Below are 19868 nucleotides of genomic sequence, written 5' to 3' on the forward strand. Positions count from 1 at the left end.
ACTACGAATGAACAAGCATTCCTTTATCGTATATGTTTCTAATAATCTCTTCTGTAGAGATTTCTTGAATGCTTACGTCCGTAATGGAATATTTCCCTACTACACTACTAATTAGAGCTGAAACTTGGTCACTTTCTTTACTAACATAAGCAATCCACGTGTTAGGTTTTTCTCCTTCTTTCCACTCCACATCAAGATAGCTTGTCATAATTTGAAGTGCTTGGACCGTTACCGGGTCTTTGAACTGGAACTGAATCTGTTTGCCATCTCCCCAGTTTCTTCGTAAATCTTGCAAACCTCCGTCATATATTATTTTTCCTTCATCTAACATGATTACTCGATCGCAAAGTGCTTCAATGTCTGCCATATCATGCGTAGTTAACAGAATGGTAGTTTTATATTTTTCATTTATCTCTTTTAAAAACTGACGAATTTTCAACTTAACTAACACGTCTAATCCAATTGTTGGTTCGTCTAAAAACAATAGAGGTGGATTATGAATGAGTGCTGCTGCTAATTCACAACGCATTCGTTGACCAAGTGAAAGCTTTCGAACTGGCTTATCTAATAAAGGTCCTAGATCCAATGTGCGAATAACATGGTCCATATGGGAGTTATAATCCGCATCCGAAACTTTATATACTTTTTTAAGTAAGCGAAATGATTCTTGAACGGCAATATCCCACCAAAGTTGAGAACGTTGACCAAAAACAACTCCAATGGTCTGCACAAATCTTTCCCTTTCTTTATGGGGATCCATACCGTTTACACGTACCATTCCAGATGTTGGAGTGAGGATACCTGTCAACATTTTTATTGTCGTCGACTTTCCAGCACCATTTTCACCGATATAACCGACCATTTCTCCTTGGCGAACTTCAAACGAAATATCATTTACAGCTGGGAGAACTTTATAGTTTCTCGTAAATAAATCTCTAAATGCCCCCTTCAATCCAGGGCGACTAGAATATGCTTTAAACTCTTTCCGCAATAATTCTACTTCCATCACTTTTTTCGTCATATCTATTTCCTCCTAACAACCTACTGGCTGAAAGTAATCATTTTTCATCACAATATACTAGTCTACTCAAAAAGAGCTCAACCTACAAATGGTAAGTGTTTGGTATTACTAGTTTCTAATTGCTAATGTATATCTTCCTTTTTCTATTTTTTGTGTTCGTTTTGTTCTTGAAAAATGGGTTTATGACCAATTCGCGCTATTTTAATACACTTTCCTAGATGTTTGTAACTATCAAAAGTATGATAAAATGATGAATTGAATATAATCGATTCCGCTTAGGAGGATACATAAATGAATTTCAATAAATCTGAACAAATTTACGCTGAAGCATTAGAACATATTGTTGGTGGGGTAAACAGCCCATCTAGGTCATATAAAGCTGTTGGCGGTGGATCGCCCGTTGTCATGGAACGTGGACAAGGTGCTTATTTTTGGGATGTAGACGGAAACAAGTATATTGATTATTTAGCAGCATACGGTCCAATTATTACAGGGCATGCACACCCACATATTACCAAAGCTATTCAACATGCTGCCCAAACAGGTGTTTTATACGGCACACCTACTCCTCATGAAGTGAAGTTTGCGAAAATGTTAAAAGAAGCAATGCCTGCTATGGATAAAGTACGTTTCGTGAACTCTGGTACAGAAGCAGTTATGACGACTATCCGCGTGGCTCGTGCCTATACTGGACGTGATAAAATTATCAAGTTTGCTGGTTGCTACCATGGCCACTCCGACTTAGTGCTTGTAGCCGCAGGTTCTGGTCCAGCAACATTAGGTACACCTGACTCAGCTGGAGTTCCAAAAAGTATCGCAAAAGAAGTAATCACTGTGCCCTTTAACGACATCGAGCCTTTTAAAGAAGCTTTAGAAAAATGGGGAGATGAAATTGCGTGCGTTCTCGTTGAACCTATCGTTGGTAATTTTGGTATTGTTGAACCTAAACCTGGTTTCTTACAACAAGTGAACGACCTTACTCATGAAGCAGGAGCACTTGTTATATACGATGAAGTAATTACTGCATTCCGCTTTATGTATGGTGGAGCTCAAGATATGCTTGGAGTAAAGCCTGACTTAACTGCATTAGGAAAAATAATTGGCGGGGGACTACCAATCGGTGCATATGGTGGTAAAAAAGAAATCATGGAAAAAGTTGCTCCTCTCGGCCCAGCATATCAAGCAGGTACTATGGCTGGAAATCCAGCGTCCATTCTTTCTGGAATCGCATGCCTAGAAGTGTTACAACAAGAAGGTGTATATGAGCATTTAGATCACATTGGTGCAATGTTAGAAAAAGGTATTTTAAAGCATGCGAAAACGTACGGCATACAAATTACGATTAACCGTCTTAAAGGAGCTTTAACCATTTACTTCACAGACGAAATCGTCGTAAACTACGAGCAAGCTGAAAATACAAATGGAGAACAATTTGCTAAATTCTTTAAGCTTATGTTACACCAAGGAATAAACTTAGCTCCTTCGAAATATGAAGCTTGGTTCGTGACAATCGCTCATACAAAAGAGGATGTTGCTACCACGCTTACAGCTGTTGAAAATGCATTTAAACAATTAGCAAATGAATAATTATACAAAAAGAGTGTCTAGCAGGCACTCTTTTCCTTTACAAAACAATGAAAACGCTTACATCCACAAGTCTTACATCGCATAATTACATCATTTTTATGTATTAAAATTGATTTTGTAGAATAGAAATGTTATGATGGTTTTTAAAGTCTGAAAATTCGTTTTATTTTAAAGATAAGAAAGGTTATACCCTTCGCAAAAATTCCTAACATTATATCTACCCGTTTTGGAATTCCATTTCTTATCTACCCTCAAGTTTTTCTACCAAAATATCATACAGGAGGTGAATGGCTAGTTAGGGGCCTCTTACAATCCCTATTCCTTTAGCCACACAATATGAAAAAATGGAGTCCTAGTACATTTAAAGATTTCCATCATCAAGAACATGATGCATGTGGAATCGTTTCCGCTATTGAAAAAAGAAAAATCCCTACAAAGAATAACATTGATGACTGTATAAATGCATTAGTAAAAATGAATCACCGCGCTGGTTTTATTAATGGTGAAGGGGATGGAGTTGGGCTACACGTTGATATCCCTCGTGCATTATGGAAAGAAAAATTAGACAGTATCGGGGAAGATACTTCTATAGTTGATCGTCCTGATTTTACGGTAGGACACCTATTTATTAATAGAACAATAGACTTCTCGGAAGTGAAAACAGAGATTACTAGCCTTCTAAAAGCTTATCATTTTGAAGTTATATTTGAAACAAATAAAGTGACGAACGAAGGAGCACTCGGTCCTATTGCTTTAAGGCAAAATCCAATCTTTTGGCAGTTCGCAATTGTTTCAACAAACAGCAAATGTGAAGCGAATGACTTATTTCATTTAACGATTGACATAGAAAAGAATGTGGAAGTTCATGTTGCTTCCCTCTCTAACTTCCACGCCGTTTATAAAGTAATGGGAGCTGGAGATATATTACCAAAATACTACCATGATTTAGCTCATCCTCTTGTAGCGTCTACTATGACACTTGGGCATAACAGATACTCAACAAACACACTTTCTAACTTCTTCAGAGTTCAACCTTTTAGTGTGTTAGGTCATAATGGTGAAATTAATACAATCGCGAAACTTCGAGATGAAGCTCGTATGTTAGGCGTTCCCTTAACAGATGGAGGTAGTGACTCACAAGACCTAAATAGAACGATAGATACTCTAATTAGTAGAGAGGGCTATTCACTTTTTGAAGCGTTAGATATTATTTTACCTCCTATCATAAATGAGATTAAAAGTTACCCTGAACACTTGCAAGATTTATATGCTTATATCCGTGAAAGCTGGGGGCATTTTGCTCAAGGACCTGCTGGAATTATTTCTCGTTACAATGATGAGGCCGTGTTTAGCTTAGATTCGCTTGGGTTACGCCCACTTTGGATGCTGCAAACAGAATCATCGTATTATTTTTCTTCCGAACCTGGAATCATACCTACGAATGAATATACAGCAGAACCAAAGCCTTTCTCACCTGGAGAAAAAGTTGGATTGAAGTGGGATGGAGATACGATAAAAATATTTGAATATCATTCCTTCCAAGAAGAAGTTTATAACCGCTTTTCGAAAAAAGTGAATGTGGGTGGTTTTTCAAGTCGATTAAAGCCACCAACATTAGAAAAAGTGGTTTCCGTATCACCTTTACCAAAAGTACACAATGGGCAATACGCTGCTTTCGGTTGGGATCGTGAGCATATTCAACTTGTTGAACAAATGGCGGAAAAAGGTGTCGAACCTATTCGCTCATTAGGCCATGACGTTCCACTAGCAGCAATTGCTGATGGTAGAAAAAATATTGCTGATTTTATAAAAGAAAGCGTTGCGGTTGTGACAAACCCTGCTATTGACCGTGATCGTGAAACAGAACATTTTTCGACGCGGGCCGTAATAGGAGCTAGACCAGTGTTAGCGAATTGGGGAAAAGAAACCGAACAGCCATTAACAATAGAATTGTACGCTCCTCTTTTAATCGAAGGTCAGAATGGGCACGACTGTGCTTCTACATTAGAGCAGCCATCTTATGATGAAGTTATTAATCTTTTCATTGAACAACAATTAGTTTATTTCTTACCGACTGTTTTTCATGAAAATGATTCTTTAGGCGAAGCATTAATTCGAATTAAAGATGAAGCCGTTCAAGCGGTTCAGAGTGGAAAAACTCTCTTAATTTTAGATGATTCTTCCGCACACAGGAACGGTAATTATTGGATTGATCCTCATCTTGTTACTTCTATTGTGGATCAAGCTTTAGTAGAGAAGCAAATTAGACGTAACTGCTCTCTTGTCCTTCGTTCTGGTGCAATCCGATCGTTACACGATTGTATCGTAGCACTCGGTTTAGGCGCTAACGTCATCAGTCCATATTTACTATTTGGAACAGTAAGTGACGAATCGACAAAGCCCACTATTCACTTGTTCCAAGCATTAACAAAAGGATTAGAAAAAGTCATTTCTACTATCGGCATCCATGAACTAAGAGGGTACGGTAGATTATTTTCATCTATTGGTTTAAATGAAGAAATCGCTGAGTACTTAGGCATTGTTAACTTCTTGGGCGCAAATGACCTCTCTTACAGCCTTGAATTTCTTGAAAAAGATGCAAAGGAACGCGCTATTGACTTTGAAGATGAAACATCTCGTCCTGGAAAGTCATTCCACCTCTTCCCTCGCATTTGGAAAGCGATTGGGGATGTTGCAAAAACTGGTGACTATGCGGACTACAGGGAAAAACTTTCCGAACAAGAAACGAAGAATCCAATTACGATAAGACATTTAACAGATTTGAAGAAAAGTAGTCAACCTGTTGATGAAAAGAAAGTTAGCTTATCTGTTGGCGAGCACAGCCTTCCGTTTCTCATTGCGTCCATGTCGTTTGGATCGCAAAACGAAATTGCATTTCGGGCATATGCAGAAGCTGCTGATCGATTAAACATGGTTAGTTTAAACGGTGAAGGCGGAGAAATAAAAGATATGCTTGGAAAATACCCGAAAACACGAGGCCAACAAGTGGCTTCAGGTCGTTTCGGAGTGAATACTGAGTTACTAAACTCTTCCAATTTATTAGAGATAAAAATTGGCCAAGGAGCTAAGCCTGGTGAAGGTGGCCATTTACCAGGTTCTAAAGTTACAGCTAAAATTGCAGAAGCGAGAAATGCTACAATTGGTTCTGACTTAATTTCTCCTTCTAATAATCATGATATATATTCTATTGAAGACTTGGCACAAATGATTGCTGAATTAAAAACAGCAAATGACCAAGCGAAAGTTGCCGTAAAAGTTCCTGTTGTACCAAACATAGGCACAATTGCTGTTGGTATTGCCAAAGCAGGTGCTGACATCATTACAATTAGCGGATTTGACGGTGGAACAGGAGCTGCTCGTATCCACGCATTACAATATGTAGGATTACCTGTAGAAATTGGCGTAAAAGCAGCACATAATGCTTTACTAGAATCCGGACTACGCAATAAAGTCGAAATCTGGGCAGATGGTGGAATTAAGAGTGCATTAGATTGTATGAAGGTGATGCTTCTTGGCGCTAACCGTATTGGATTCGGAACATTATCAATGATAGCTATTGGTTGTACAACATGTCGTGGCTGCCATTTAGACACTTGTCATGTTGGTATTGCGACTCAAATCGAATCGGAAGCTCAAGCAAAAGACCATGGCTTACGTAGATTCGTACCTCGTCAATCTGACTTAGCTGTTCAAGGGTTAATGAATTTGTTCACTGCGTTTGGAAGTGAACTGAAAGCATTAACTGGTTCTCTAGGTTTTGACAATTTACAGTCTATTGTTGGCCGTTCTGATCTTTTAGAGCAAGCTCGCGGGTTAGATCAAATGGATTTAACTGGCCTACTAGCTGCTTTAGATGTCCCGCAACTAGCACAAAAAGAAGTGGCCGCAAGTGTGGAAGAAAATGAGTTATTAGTTGCTGCTGGTGCGGAGTATTTAGATTATCATATAGACCAATTACAACAATCTCGTAGCTTCTCAAGTGTTTCTGCTGAGCAACGTGTTCTTGGTAGTCGAGTTTCCTGCCATCGTGTACGAAATCGTTTAGATGGAACTTACAACCAGTTACCAGAAGTGGAGCTAACATATGAATCTTCTATTCCTGGTAATGGATTAGCCGCTTACAATGCAAACGGAGTAAATATTACCGTAGCTGGTGGGGCTCAAGATGGTGTTGGGAAAACTAGTTTTGGTGGAAAAGTGGTTATTCTAAAAGATCGTGGGAAAGATGGAGTGTTTTATAATGGGTCTGTCGGTAAAGGATTCGGTTATGGTGCACAAAAAGGAACATTAATTGCACAAGGTAACGCAGATGCTCGTGCTGGAATACGTTTATCTGGAGCGGATATTATTATCGGTGGCCGTTTAGTTCATGCTATCCCGGAAAAAGAACACGGAAACCTTGGGGTAAAGGCAAACATAAAAGGTTTTGCCTTTGAATATATGACAAATGGTCGTGGCTTAGTTTTAGGAGATCCTGGTCCATGGATTTGTGCAGGGATGACCGGTGGCGTTGTATATTTGCGCCATCAACCTGAGTTAGGCTTAACAAAAGAAGCAATACAAAGACGTATTGCAAAAGGCGCTAAAGTAAGCTTACAAACGTTAAGTGAGAAAGGCAAGAAAGAAATTTGTGAGCTTTTAAACACTTATATAGAAGCACTTAATGTGCAAGGTCAAGTGGATGAAGTTGCTTATTTGGAGAGTTTAAAAGAAAACCTAGAAGAAAATTTCGTTCAAGTCATTCCAGTTAAAGAACAAGCAGATCCAGCTGTTTCGACGGAATGATTTAGTGGTTAGTGGTTAGCTAAGAGCTTAAAGCTAATAGCTAATAGCTAACTGCTAAGCTAAATTTGAATCCAGTTTCTAGCGCGAGATAGCGTTTAGATCTGGATTTTTTATTGTTAGCTATTAGCTATTTGATATTACAAATCAAGCAGTTGATTGGAGCGCAAGTCGGAGACTCCTGCGGGAGAAGCGAGAGACGGTAGACCCCACAGACGCAGAGCGTCGAGGAGGCTCCCGCCTCGCCCGCGGAAAGCGGAGACTTGCGCTCCAATCAACAGCGTTTTTTAACAAGAAAAAATATACATATTCCTTATTGCTATACAATAGTAATCATTGTATAGTACATTAGTGTTTAATTATTGGAATATGTGGAAATTTAGACGTAGGTGATGATGTACTTTAAATTTCCGTAGTACGAAAGGAATTTGATATTGAAATGAAACTTGGTGCCCGAATATTGAAAACGGGAATCGCGATTACGTTGGCGTTGTTTGTCGCTCGTTGGCTTGATCTACCCTCCCCGTTGTTTGCCGGTATCGCAGCTATTTTTGCCATACAACCATCTATATATAAATCGTACCAGTCTATTATTGAACAAGTACAGGCAAATGTTATAGGAGCAATTCTGGCGATTGTATTTGGCTTATTGTTCGGAAACGATCCTTTTATCATTGGCTTAACAGCTATTTTTGTAATCGCCATTAATTTAAAGCTTAAAATCGAAAACACAATACCATTAGCACTTGTAACAGTAATAGCGATTATGGAAAGTCCTGGTGAAAATTTTTTAGAGTTTTCATTAATAAGATTTTCTACCGTTTTAATTGGTATTTTAAGTGCGTTTTTAGTCAACTTAATATTCCTACCACCGAAATATGAAACGAGACTGTATTACAAAGTGAGAGAAACAACAGAAGATATTTTAAAATGGATACGAATTAACATGCGACACGCATCCGAACACCATTTATTGAAAAATGACATTGAATCATTACGTCAACGGTTATTAAAATTAGAGCAATTGTTCCTTTTATATAAAGAGGAGCGAACGTATTTTAAAGCAAATTCATTAGCTAAAGCGAGAAAGCTCGTTATTTTTAGGCAGCTTATTTTAACGAGCAATCGGGCACTTTTCACACTTAAGATGCTTCATCGCTTAGAGAATGAACTGCATCACATGCCGAGTGAATTTCAGCACTACTTAAAGGCAGAATTAGACCACTTAGTTAACTATCATGAACAAATTTTGCTTAAATTTGTAGGGAAAATAAAGAAGCATAATACTTCGGAAATGTATGAAGAAGAACGTTTTAACAAGAAGCAATTCATTGACGAATTCATGTTGCAAAAAGACGAATGGAGTTGTGAAGAATATTGTAGTGAGGAAATATGGTATCACCTATTCCCTCTCATTTCTCGAATTATTGATTATAGTGAACAACTGGATCACTTGAATAAGCTTATAGATAGTTTTCAAAACTACCACAAGGATGATAATGAATTTAATATCCATCAACAGATTGAAGAGTAAAAAATGGTGTTACAGGCGGCAACAAATCCTCCTGTAACACCATTTTTCTTTTAATGCAGCTCTTGAATGCTGTAAAGATTATAGTAACTACCTTGTTTTTTCATTAATTCTACATGTGAACCTTCTTCCACTATTTCACCGTTTTCCAATAATATAATTCGATCTGCATGTGTTATGGTTGAAAGTCTATGTGCGACAATGAATGTTGTTCGATCCGCAGCAAGAAGCTCTAATGATTCTTGAATGAGATGTTCGCTTTCTAAATCTAAAGCCGATGTAGCTTCATCCATAATTAAAATTGGTGGGTTTTTCAAAAATACTCTTGCAATAGAGACACGTTGTTTTTGACCACCTGACAGCTTAACGCCTCTTTCCCCTACTTTTGTTTCATATTGTTTTGGCAAGTTCATGATAAAATCGTGGGCATTGGCCGCTTTTGCAGCTTCAATAATTTCTTCCATCGTTGCATCTGGTCTACCTAGCGCAATATTTTCACGAATGGAATCACTAAATAAAATACTATCTTGTAAAACCATCCCGATGTTTTTTCGTAACTGTCTTACTTTTACGTCCTTAATATCTACTCCATCCAGACGAATTTTACCTTTTGTTACATCGTAAAATCGAGGGAGCAAGCTTACTAAAGTAGATTTACCTCCACCACTCATACCTACTAATGCGACGGTCTCTCCTTGACGCACATTTAATGATAGATTTTTAAGAACATACTCTTCTTTCTCCTCATAGCGGAAAGAAACATTTTCAAAAGATACTTCACCTAGTACAGCCTTCATAGGTTTAGCATTTTCTTTATCCGTTATATCGTATTTTTCATCTACAAATTCGAATACACGGTCCATTGACGCTAAAGATTGGGTTAATGTCGTCGAAGAGTTTATTAACCTTCTTAGCGGCGCGTATAGTCTATCAATATAGGCGATAAACATTACCATTTCCCCGATGGAAAGCGTTCCTTGAACAACGGAGTAACCCGCATAAAAAATAACTAAAAGCGGTGCAACATCTGTAATCGTATTTACTACAGCAAATGTTTTTGCATTCCAACTAGTATGTACGAGCGCTTTGCTTAAAAAGTTTTTATTTTGCTTTTGGAACTGCTCTTGCTCATAATCTTCAATTGCCATACTTTGAATGACAGGCATTCCTTGAACTCGTTCGTGCAAGTGACCTTGTACTTCTGCTAACGCTTGTGATCGTTTTCTCGTTAAATCACGTAGTCGGCTGTAAAAATATTTAACACTTATCCCATAAAGCGGGAACAGAATGATGGAAACGATTGTTAACATGAAGTCAACTTGGAACATTATGATAATAACAATTAATATAGTTGCTAAATCGAGCCAAATATTCATTAAGCCTGTTATAACAAAGTTCTTCGTTTGTTCTACATCATGAATGACCCTTGAAATGACTTCGCCTGCTCGATTGTTTGCATAAAACCTTAAGCTTAATCTTTGAATATGTTCAAACAAGCTATCACGAATATCGTATAATACTTTACTTCCGGTCCACTGTGCTAAATATTGACGATAATATTCAATTGGCGGTCGTAATAAAATGAAGACCGCAATAACCACTCCCATGATTAACATTAATTCGCTTGATTTTTCCTCACTAGACATATCTTGCGTAAGCAAAATGTCGTCCACTACATATTTCAGCAATAGTGGTACTAGTAACGGCAATCCAAATTTAAAAACTCCTATGATGACTGTTCCAACAATTTGCCATGTGTAAGGCTTAACAAATTGTAAGTAGCGTCTAATACTACCCAAAGGATTCCCCCCAATATATAACCATTTCCTTCTTGCGTATTTTACCCCATTCATAAAAACATATAAAATACCACAGTCAAAAACTGTGGTAAGTAGTTTCATCCTAGTATAAACTTTTACTACTTGTCCATTTAAAAGCTTTCGTGTTGCTTTATCCGCGATATGTTAAATATCTTTCATACCAGATGTCAATGAAATCAGGAGCGAATGGTCCTTTTCGTTGGCGGATCCATGAAATTAATGTTTCGACATTGCTTTTTAAAATTTTATCAATTACTTCTGGATAGTTCATCTCTTTACGATGTCGTTCATATTCATCTTCATCTAGCAAAATAAATGTCATATCAGGAAAGACTTTAATATCTAAGTCATAATCAATATATTTTAATGCTTCATCGTCTGCAATAAACGGAGAGCTAATGTTGCAATAATAATAAACTCCATCTTCACGAATCATTCCGATCACATTAAACCAATATTTAGAATGAAAATAACAAATAGCTGGCTCACGAGTAATCCAAGTCCGACCATCTGATTCGGTCACAATTGTTTTGTCATTTCCGCCGATCACTAAGTTTTGAGAACCTTTTAGAACGGTTGTCTCTTCCCATACTCTGTGAATTAAGCCGTTATGTTTATAACTATGTATTTGTATTGTTTCTCCTTCCATGGGACTGCCCATCTTTCTCCCCTACTTTCCTTCCTGGAAACTAAATTTCTTCAAGAACCGTTTTATCCTATTATAACGGTTGTAACTAGATTTTAAAACAAAGAAGCCATCTTTCTTGAAAAAAGATGGCAGAAATATTAAGAAATTCATATTAAGCACTCGTAATCCCCATTGTTTGATAAGATTGGATCGCTTCTTCTGTCTGTTTTTCAAAAATTAATTGAATTTCTTTTAATTCTATATTCATTCTCTCTATCTCTTGCTGAATGGATTCTAATTTTTGTTCATTTTTTAATTGTATAAGTTCTTTTTCGAGTTGTTGACATCGTTCTATTTCTGATTGTAAAAAGAGAAGTTCATCCATTGTTTTTAGTTGTTTTGCTACTGCTAAATCAAAACTTTCCATTATGTAGTTCCTCCTCGTACACGAAGTATCTCCCTAATTAATTTCTATTTGAGTGTGCTAATCCCTTTGACTATGATTGTTGACTTATTAGAAGTTTTGTCGAGTGCTTCACTTATATTATTACTTTAATTTACAACGAGTTTTAACTGTTGATGATAGCACGAGGCACTAGCTTTCCGCGGGCGGGGCAGGGAGCCTCGCAACTCGCGTTATCATACTTCTTTAATTGATTTATAATCAAAAGTAATTTACTAACTTCCATTAGCAAATAACCATTATCCAAATGTAATAAAAACACTCCTTATCTGTTTGGATAAGGAGTGTTTTTGTTGAATATTAAGAGTTTTGGTTCTTCTGAGCTGCAGATTGTGCGTTGCGCTCTCTCACTTCTTGAACATCTGTTTCGCTAGCGAACTCAGCACCGTATTGTTGCTGACCAGCTTGAGCGTTTTGTTGTTTTACTTGTTGAACATTTGTACCAGAAGCAGTTTTACCAGCTTGTTGATTGAATTTGTTTGCCATTTGAAATCACCTCCACGAAATTTAAGATGTCCCGTTGGAGGTGATTATATGTTAAAAAAAATAATATTTTTTAGGAATATTTTACACAAGTAATGACCTTCCACCATCAACAATGATTGTTTGCCCACAAATCATACTTGCATCATCAGAAGTTAAGAACATAACTGTTTTCACTAAGTCATCTGGCTCGACCATGCGTCCAGCAGGTGTGTTTTTCTTTGCATCCTCTAGCAGTTCTTCGCGATTCGGGAAGTGTTTCAACGCATCCGTATCAACCGCTCCACCCGATACAGCATTTACTACGATATTCATCGGTGCAAGCTCCACAGCTAAATAACGTGTTAATGCTTCAATGGCAGCTTTTGAAACTCCAACCGTTGTGTAGTTTTCTAAATAACGGATAGATCCTAGTGAGCTAATACTTACAATTTTTCCTCCGCCTACTTTTTCCATTCTTTTCGCAGCTTCTTGAGCTAAAAATAGAAGTGCTTTACTGTTAATGTTCATTGTCCAATCCCAATGAGATTCTTCTAGCTCCATGACTGGACGTAAAACACCTGATGCAGCATTACTTACTAATACGTCCATTCTGCCAAAATGCTCATCAATTAATTGAAACATTTCTTTAATTTTTTCTGGCTGACCAACGTTTGCTTTAACTATTAGTGTTTTTTGACCTAATTGTTCAATTTCAGCTGCTGTTTCTTGTGCAGCACTTTTACTACGGTTATAGTTTATTACAATGTCATAACCTTTTTTTGCTAGTTCAATAGCTATCTTTTTACCAATTCCTCGACTACTTCCTGTTACTAACGCTACCTTGTTTTCCATCTCATCCACCTCATGTATGTATTATTGCAATGAAAAGTTATCTGCTTTCAGTATAGACTTATTTCTTTATTCAAACAATAAAAGCAGTAAAATTCATGGAGGTTGATATAATGTATGTAGGCAGAGATATGACTGAACTTACAATGATGGCAAAACAAGACTGGAAAGATAGTGAATTAGCTTATTTTCATCATTCTTTACAACAGATGGTTCCTTATTTAAATGTAGAGGGGCAAAGTATACATCGTGAAATTATAGAGGAAATTGAAGCAAGAGGTGGCTTAAAACGTCAAGAAGCAGATTGGACACATGGAACAAGAGTAACTTTTGATTGAGTTAGTCAATTGTGGTTAGGAATGTAATATAAAATAAAAACCTTCAAAGCATTTTAGCCTTGAAGGTTTTCTTTGTATGCTTTCCATATTTTTTGATGCGACACCGGGAAAGGTAATTCGAATTGCTGTTCCTCGGAAACTTCTGTAATTCCTGGTATCATCGCTTTAGAATGCTTGTACTTCCCTTTATAAACCGTTATATTCCATACTAAATGGGAGAATACATGTTGGATGGAGCATAGATAATCGTCGATCTCGACATCAATTTTATATGTTTCTTTCATTTCCATTTCAAGTTGCTTTTTCGATGTCGTTACATCTGACACTTTTTCAAAGGTTGGATACTCCCAAAGATTCGCTAAAAGTCCTTTACTGTCCCTTTTACGTACTAAGTAATTACCATTGTCATCCACAAAAACCCCCGCTACTAGATGAACTTCTTTTGTTGATTTTTTCTTCGTTTTAATTGGGAGCTCACGTTGAACTCCTTTATGAAACGCTCGACAATGAGATTGAACAGGACATAATAAGCAAGACGGGGATGAAGGCGTACAAATTAGTGCACCTAATTCCATTAATCCTTGATTAAAGTAGGACGGATTATCTATAGAGATAATTTCTTTAATTGCTTCTTCAAATATTTTTCTCGTTTTTGGTTTAGCGATGTCTTCTTCTATTAATAATATCCTTGATAGTACTCTCATGACATTTCCATCTACAGCAGGCTGAGGTATACCATATGCAATGCTTAAGATTGCTCCTGTTGTATATGGTCCTACACCTTTTAGGGATGAAATTTCTTTCACCTCTTTTGGTACGACACCATTGTATTTTTCATGCACTTCCTTTACAGCAGCTTGTAAATTACGAGCTCTTGAGTAGTAACCAAGGCCTTCCCAAGCTTTTAGAACCCTTTCCTCTTCTGCAAAGGCTAATGCTTCAATGTTTGGAAATTGGTCAATAAAGGAATGAAAGTAAGGTATAACTGTATCTACTTTTGTTTGTTGTAGCATTATTTCAGAAACCCATACTTTATAAGGATCTTGATCTTTTCGCCACGGCAAATCTCTTTGCTCTATTTCAAACCAACCTATTAAATCATGTTGAAACTTTATTTTATCAAAATTATTAAGGATATCTTGTTGTTTAGTCAATACTTGTACCTCCGTAAATATTGAAAGCATACTAGTATAGTACCATACTTCAGTATGGAGTAATTATACAGTAATGTGTTGCATAGAGTATGAACTGTGTTTTATTGTATCTTCTTCATATTTTAGCGCAACATAATATATTTTACTTTCACCAATTAATGAATTAAGCTTACTAAAAGTTGAATGAGATGGTGTATTTCTGATATGTTTTAAAGCATGGAAATGTGCTTCACTTGGAAAACGGAAAGTTTCTACACACATTATTTTATTTTTAGATTCCAAAAATTGTTCTACTGCGAAGTTTTCAGCACCAAGATCTATCATGATGTTTTGGATATCTATTAATAAGTTTTTATACTGACTCACGTCTTTAATTTGAATGGCATATTGAATAGCAATATTTATTTGGTCATTACACATGTTTTAAATTCTCCTTTTTGCATCATGATATAGAAAGAAGCTTTTAAATCTATTGAACAAGGAGGCCCATCATTGGATACTGGAACACATATTGTCATGGGCATTGCAATTGGTTCCATTGCAACGATTGATCCTAGTATTGCAAGCAGCCCAGAAACAGCTAAAGCCATTATGGTTGGAGCCATACTTGGATCACAAGCTCCTGACTTAGATACAGTATTAAAATTAAGAAATAATGCAAAATATATTAAAAATCATCGTGGACTTACACACTCTCTTCCAGCCGTTGCATTATGGCCGGTACTTATAACCGGAAGTATTTATTTGTTTATTCCAGAGGCAAGTCTGTTCCATTTATGGATTTGGACATTTCTTGCGGTAATCCTTCATGTTTTTGTCGACATTTTTAACGCTTATGGTACACAAGCACTTCGTCCTATCAGCAATAAATGGATTGCTTTAGGCATTATTAACACGTTTGACCCTTATATTTTGGGCGCACATATTGTCGGAATTATTTTTTGGGTGTTCGGAGGATTTCATCCTGGTTGGACATTCCTGTTTATTTATTTCTTGTTAATTTTTTATTATATATTCCGCTATCAAATGCAACAAAAGGTTATAAAGCAAGTGAAAATTGTTATTCCTAATGCAAAGTCCATTATTATATCCCCTACCATTTCATTCAATCAATGGCATTTAGCCATTACTGCTGGGGAAAACTTTTATGTGGCTCGGGCGGTTAATTACCAAATCATTATTCATGATAAGTTTGAACGAGTACCCTTACCTGAAAATGCTGTTATTGAAGCAGCAAAATTGGATGAAAATGTAGAAGCCTTTCTATCCTTCTCACCTGTATATCGTTGGGAGATGGAAGAATATACCGACCACTATGAGGTAAGATTTATTGATTTAAGGTACCGAAGCAAAGATTATTATCCTTTCGTTGCTGTCGTACAGCTAGACCTCGATTTAAATATTGTTAGCTCTTATACTGGCTGGATTTTTAGCGAGGAAAAATTGCGTAGTAAATTAGAGTTAATTCCTGACTAAAGCTATCGCTTAAAGCGAATAGCTTTTTTCATAATGTATACAAGCCTCTCATATATTTAGAAAAAGGGGGGGCTTTTTATGTTGCGAAAAATTTTCTATTTGGTTCATATTTTTGCTCCTGGAATAATGATTATATTATTAGCAAATATCGCATTCTCTTCTAATATAGACGACCTTGTAGGAAAAAATTTAATCATGAATTCTATCGTATTTATCTTTCCTGCTCTTTATTTTTTACAAGGTTTATCAAATGGGCTACTTAATCAAAACCTTCTACTAGCGCTAGGTGTTTCCACTTTAGCTTTTATCATTACAACCTTTGTTTGGCTTAATTCGACTGCAATAAGTTTTATATTAATTTATCCTATATTCTTTTTTATTGGCTATTGGCTAGCTAGATTTATTTTAAAAAAAGGTATAAAAAAAGTGTAAAAATCCGATTTCTCCGGTTTTTACACTTTTTTTACTATTAATGATGTAAGCTGTCGTTCTTGTCATTGTTAAGAATATGTTTGTATTTAGGATTTTGAGCAACAAACTCGTGTAATGATTCACCGTGGCGTTCAATCCATTCTGAAACGATTCTTTCAGTAACGTCTTTTCCTTTGTAGTTAAAGCCGGCTTTGGCGTAAGTGGCTTCAAAATCTTCCCATAATAACTCTACCCATGTTCTTGCTTGGTTATAAGAAAAATGTTTGTTTTTTTCTAATAGCCTTTCTGCGAGTCGATCAAAATATTCATTCATTTTTTCTCACCTCAATTGGTTCTATTTCCTATATTCTTTTTACATAAGGTTAGCTGTTCTATCAAATATTATATATGTGCAGAAAGAAGATTGCACATTTTATATAACTTGACGATGGAGGGGATTCGATTGAGAAACAAAGCAAAAGACTTCCCGATTCTGCATAGCAATAAGTTGGAAGGTGAACCACGCGCAAAAGCAGAATATGCTTCGAAGCGAGCGAACGGCACGATTAACACCCACCCCCAAGAGCGCATGCGTGCTTCTGGTGAAAGACAGGATAATACGTATTAATTGTTGTTGTTAAACGACAAAAACCCTAATAATATTGGAGGGTTTGTCATAGCAACTAAACAAAATCATAAGCCATCACGCAGTAATCGATTTGGTAACCCGTTCCCACAACCATGGGCTAATTCAAAACATGCTTTTCGTCAAGTAAACGGGGAAACACGCCATGCATAGGATATGCAGATTGTTGAGATTTAGACTAGAAAGCGTTCGTAATTGTAATTAGTTATGTAAGGATGCCGAGTTAACTGTTTGGGTTAACTCGGTTTTTTTTGAAGGAGTTTTTAACAATAAGCTGTGTTAAAGTTCTCTGTTAATTTCCGTGCAAGGCTTCGCTTTCCGCGGGCGGTAAAAAGGAAGGTTATTTTCACTGTCGTGAAAAAACCTACTCCTCGGCGCAGGCGCCTGTGGGGTCTCCCGTTCCCCGCTTCTCCCGCAGGAGTCTCAGCCTTGCACGGAAATCAACAGGTATTATTTATCAGCACTAAAGCTTTAAACATAGCTTAAAATAAACAAGTAAGAAGGCCATGTACTAAACATACAGACTTTCTTACTTTTAAGCAAAAATCATTCCACTTTCGTACGTAACATAGAAATTGGTAAACCTTCTTCTTTATTTTCAACACCATTATGAATTCGGTGTCCCCATGCAAAAATGCCATTCATATAGGTGATAATGAAGTGAACACCAGGATCTCCTTCAATTTCATATACTTCCCCACTATTATAATCTTCTGGGTTCATTAAATAAGATTGAGCCATAGTTATTTTACGCTCCAACACAGCGTACTCATTAACAATTCCTAGCTGTTCTGCTTTTCTTGCTTTTTCCTTCAACATCCCTATTTCTTGATTTAATTCATACGGAGTCAATTCACTATATCTTTTTTCCACTGACGTTGTTCCTCCTAATGCGTATTTCCTATTAAATTCAGCATATCATGCATCAAGAAATTAGCAAATGATTATAGTAGGAAAATAAAAACTGTGCCGACTAACCCAGCCATTAGCGCGTAGTAAAGCATGGGAACTACTGTAAAACGAATAATTGTTCCTTCCTTTCCTAACAGTCCCACAACAGATGCAGCTGCGACAACATTTAATACGCAAATCATGTTACCTGCATTTGCCCCTAACACTTGTAAGGCGACAACTGTACTAATATCCATTCCTAGCTGTTCTGCGATACTAAATTGAAATAAAGAAAACATCATATTACTAAACGTTGCACTTCCAGAAATAAATGAACCTAGACTTCCGATTAAAGGTGCTACAATTGGCCAGCCATTACCTAATGCACTACTAAATGTATCTGCAAGTTCTAGCGGCATGCTCATTAGCCCTGCCTCATTTGTAGTAGAGTTAATAAAAATTCTAACCATTGGAACAGCTGTACAAAGTGCAATAAAACTTCCACCCAACATACCAGTTGCATTTTTCCATACTTTTTTTACATCTTGCTTTGGCATTTTATGAATAAAATGCGTGAGTATAACGACGATGATAAACACAGTTCCAGGTAAATATAACGGCTCTAATGTTACGCCAATATTCGTTCCGATAATGTTGTTCCAAGTAACCTTTGCTGATTTGAGTAAGCTCTTAAAAGGTAACTGATCTACTCTTGTTATGACTAGTAGGGCAGCAACTAAGATATATGGCACCCAAGCTTTGCGTAAGCTCATTTTTGATATAACATCTTCTGTTTCTCTTTGTTCTAATACCCAGTCTTCTTTTGGTAATAGCCACTTCTTCTTTGCAGCAGGAATCATGATGACTAAACCGAATAGTCCACCTAACATTGCCGGGAATTCTGGTCCAAGAATGTTCGCCACAATAAAAGCTGGGAAAGTAAACGCAAATCCGGCTAGAATGGCAAATTTCCATACAGCAAAGCCATCACGCCATGATTTTTTTTCACTAAAAAATCTTGTTAAAAAAACAACCAATATTAATGGAATAAATGTCCCTATAAAAAATTCCATTAAGGAAATCTTTATGGCTAATTGTTGTAAAAATAAACTTAAATCAGCCGTTCCTAATGATGCAATTACTTCTTCTGCAACAGAGTCACCTTGCATAAGCCCTTGTTCTACTCCAACGATAATGGGGGTTCCAACCGCTCCATATGAAACCGGGGAACTCGCTGCAATCAACATTAGAACAGCTGCTGCTAATGGTGGAAATCCTAGTGCTACTAGTATTGGAGCTCCAATCGCTGCGGAAGTACCAAAACCTGCAGCTCCTTCAATGAAAGCACCGAACAGCCATGCGACAATGATTAACTGTACTCTCATATCATGTGTAATCTTTGTAAAACCTACTTTTATCGTATTTAATGCACCACTTGTTTTTAACGTATTTAAGAGCAGGATAGCTCCAAAAATAATCCAAAGAATAGATAATGCAATCATTACCCCTTCAAAAAACGAAGCCATTATCGTAATCATTGGTACTTTCCACACAATTAATGCTGCCAATGCAGAAACAATTAAACTAATTGGCATCGCTTTCGTTGCCGGTAAACGTAATAATACTAAAAATATAAAAACAGTTAAAATGGGAGTTAATGCTGTAATGAACTGCAGAATTGTCATGAATATCACCTTTTTCAATAAACTTACCTTTATTATAATGCAAAGATTGTGAAATGTTGAACAAACTTTATGACGAAGTAATGAACGATAATAAGTTCCT

Annotated in this window: 18 protein-coding genes and 1 pseudogene; 8 read left to right on the plus strand and 11 right to left on the minus strand. The window is 36.8% G+C overall.

The genetic code is table 11. The features are described from left to right. Position 1: 1 nt before the first annotated feature. Positions 2-1021: an ABC transporter ATP-binding protein gene (locus CDZ92_RS12150; protein WP_096155476.1), complete on the minus strand. Its 1020-nt coding sequence runs from the start codon at positions 1019-1021 to the stop codon at positions 2-4. Between the two features lie 291 nt (positions 1022-1312). Here CDZ92_RS12150 and CDZ92_RS12155 point away from each other — a divergent pair, with 291 nt between their 5' ends. The 3 genes from CDZ92_RS12155 (at position 1313) to CDZ92_RS12165 (ending at position 8945) form a co-directional block, all read left to right on the plus strand. Further along, complete coding sequence (locus tag CDZ92_RS12155; protein WP_096155477.1) at positions 1313-2608, plus strand: glutamate-1-semialdehyde 2,1-aminomutase; 1296 nt, start codon at positions 1313-1315, stop codon at positions 2606-2608. Positions 2609-2944: 336 nt separating this feature from the next. Continuing rightward, complete coding sequence (locus tag CDZ92_RS12160) at positions 2945-7414, plus strand: glutamate synthase-related protein (RefSeq protein WP_096155478.1); 4470 nt, start codon at positions 2945-2947, stop codon at positions 7412-7414. Positions 7415-7850: 436 nt separating this feature from the next. Next, positions 7851-8945 carry an FUSC family protein gene (locus CDZ92_RS12165; RefSeq protein WP_096155479.1) on the plus strand — a complete coding sequence of 365 codons (1095 nt, stop codon included), beginning with the start codon at positions 7851-7853 and terminating at the stop codon, positions 8943-8945. A 50-nt stretch (positions 8946-8995) separates the two neighbouring features. Here the strand turns inward: CDZ92_RS12165 and CDZ92_RS12170 are convergent, their stop codons facing one another. The 5 genes and pseudogenes from CDZ92_RS12170 to fabL all read right to left on the minus strand — a co-directional run bounded on the left by CDZ92_RS12170 (position 8996) and on the right by fabL (position 13170). Continuing rightward, positions 8996-10741, minus strand: coding sequence for an ABC transporter ATP-binding protein (locus CDZ92_RS12170; protein ID WP_096155480.1), 1746 nt, complete (start codon positions 10739-10741; stop codon positions 8996-8998). 151 nt (positions 10742-10892) lie between these two features. Then, a complete protein-coding gene (gene ntdP / locus CDZ92_RS12175; RefSeq protein WP_096155481.1) occupies positions 10893-11423 on the minus strand; it encodes a nucleoside tri-diphosphate phosphatase in 531 nt (176 codons plus the stop codon). A 139-nt stretch (positions 11424-11562) separates the two neighbouring features. After that, positions 11563-11817 carry a YgaB family protein gene (locus CDZ92_RS12180; protein ID WP_096155482.1) on the minus strand — a complete coding sequence of 85 codons (255 nt, stop codon included), beginning with the start codon at positions 11815-11817 and terminating at the stop codon, positions 11563-11565. A 339-nt stretch (positions 11818-12156) separates the two neighbouring features. Continuing rightward, a pseudogene (locus tag CDZ92_RS12185) lies at positions 12157-12339 on the minus strand (gamma-type small acid-soluble spore protein); the annotation flags it as partial. Positions 12340-12420: 81 nt separating this feature from the next. Continuing rightward, a complete protein-coding gene (fabL, locus tag CDZ92_RS12190) occupies positions 12421-13170 on the minus strand; it encodes an enoyl-[acyl-carrier-protein] reductase FabL (RefSeq protein WP_096155484.1) in 750 nt (249 codons plus the stop codon). A 110-nt stretch (positions 13171-13280) separates the two neighbouring features. Between fabL and CDZ92_RS12195 the strand changes: the two genes are divergently transcribed. Further along, positions 13281-13505 (plus strand): hypothetical protein, encoded by a 225-nt coding sequence (locus tag CDZ92_RS12195; protein WP_096155485.1) that lies wholly within the window; start codon positions 13281-13283, stop codon positions 13503-13505. Positions 13506-13558: 53 nt separating this feature from the next. Here the strand turns inward: CDZ92_RS12195 and mutY are convergent, their stop codons facing one another. Together mutY and CDZ92_RS12205 are read right to left on the minus strand one after the other, a co-directional pair. Continuing rightward, positions 13559-14659 carry an A/G-specific adenine glycosylase gene (mutY, locus tag CDZ92_RS12200; protein ID WP_227521535.1) on the minus strand — a complete coding sequence of 367 codons (1101 nt, stop codon included), beginning with the start codon at positions 14657-14659 and terminating at the stop codon, positions 13559-13561. Positions 14660-14722: 63 nt separating this feature from the next. Further along, the gene (locus CDZ92_RS12205; protein ID WP_096155487.1) at positions 14723-15079 is read right to left on the minus strand and encodes a hypothetical protein; all 357 of its coding nucleotides are present in this window, start codon (positions 15077-15079) and stop codon (positions 14723-14725) included. A 72-nt stretch (positions 15080-15151) separates the two neighbouring features. Here CDZ92_RS12205 and CDZ92_RS12210 point away from each other — a divergent pair, with 72 nt between their 5' ends. After that, the gene (locus CDZ92_RS12210; protein ID WP_096155488.1) at positions 15152-16135 is read left to right on the plus strand and encodes a metal-dependent hydrolase; all 984 of its coding nucleotides are present in this window, start codon (positions 15152-15154) and stop codon (positions 16133-16135) included. Between the two features lie 78 nt (positions 16136-16213). Continuing rightward, on the plus strand, positions 16214-16567 hold the full coding sequence (locus CDZ92_RS12215) for a hypothetical protein (protein ID WP_096155489.1): 354 nt from the start codon (positions 16214-16216) through the stop codon (positions 16565-16567). Between the two features lie 37 nt (positions 16568-16604). Here the strand turns inward: CDZ92_RS12215 and CDZ92_RS12220 are convergent, their stop codons facing one another. After that, on the minus strand, positions 16605-16880 hold the full coding sequence (locus CDZ92_RS12220; RefSeq protein WP_096155490.1) for a YfhJ family protein: 276 nt from the start codon (positions 16878-16880) through the stop codon (positions 16605-16607). 129 nt (positions 16881-17009) lie between these two features. Between CDZ92_RS12220 and CDZ92_RS12225 the strand changes: the two genes are divergently transcribed. Beyond that, the gene (locus tag CDZ92_RS12225; protein ID WP_096155491.1) at positions 17010-17174 is read left to right on the plus strand and encodes a small, acid-soluble spore protein K; all 165 of its coding nucleotides are present in this window, start codon (positions 17010-17012) and stop codon (positions 17172-17174) included. 6 nt (positions 17175-17180) lie between these two features. After that, positions 17181-17345, plus strand: coding sequence for a YpzG family protein (locus tag CDZ92_RS12230; protein WP_406564931.1), 165 nt, complete (start codon positions 17181-17183; stop codon positions 17343-17345). Positions 17346-17738: 393 nt separating this feature from the next. Here the strand turns inward: CDZ92_RS12230 and CDZ92_RS12235 are convergent, their stop codons facing one another. Both CDZ92_RS12235 and CDZ92_RS12240 read right to left on the minus strand, forming a co-directional pair. Continuing rightward, positions 17739-18065, minus strand: coding sequence for a YfhH family protein (locus tag CDZ92_RS12235; protein ID WP_096155492.1), 327 nt, complete (start codon positions 18063-18065; stop codon positions 17739-17741). 71 nt (positions 18066-18136) lie between these two features. Next, positions 18137-19768, minus strand: coding sequence for an L-lactate permease (locus CDZ92_RS12240; RefSeq protein ID WP_096155493.1), 1632 nt, complete (start codon positions 19766-19768; stop codon positions 18137-18139). Positions 19769-19868 lie beyond the last annotated feature (100 nt).

The organism is Bacillus sp. FJAT-45066, from assembly GCF_002335755.1.
Classification (GTDB): domain Bacteria; phylum Bacillota; class Bacilli; order Bacillales; family Bacillaceae_I; genus Bacillus_CD; species Bacillus_CD alkalisoli.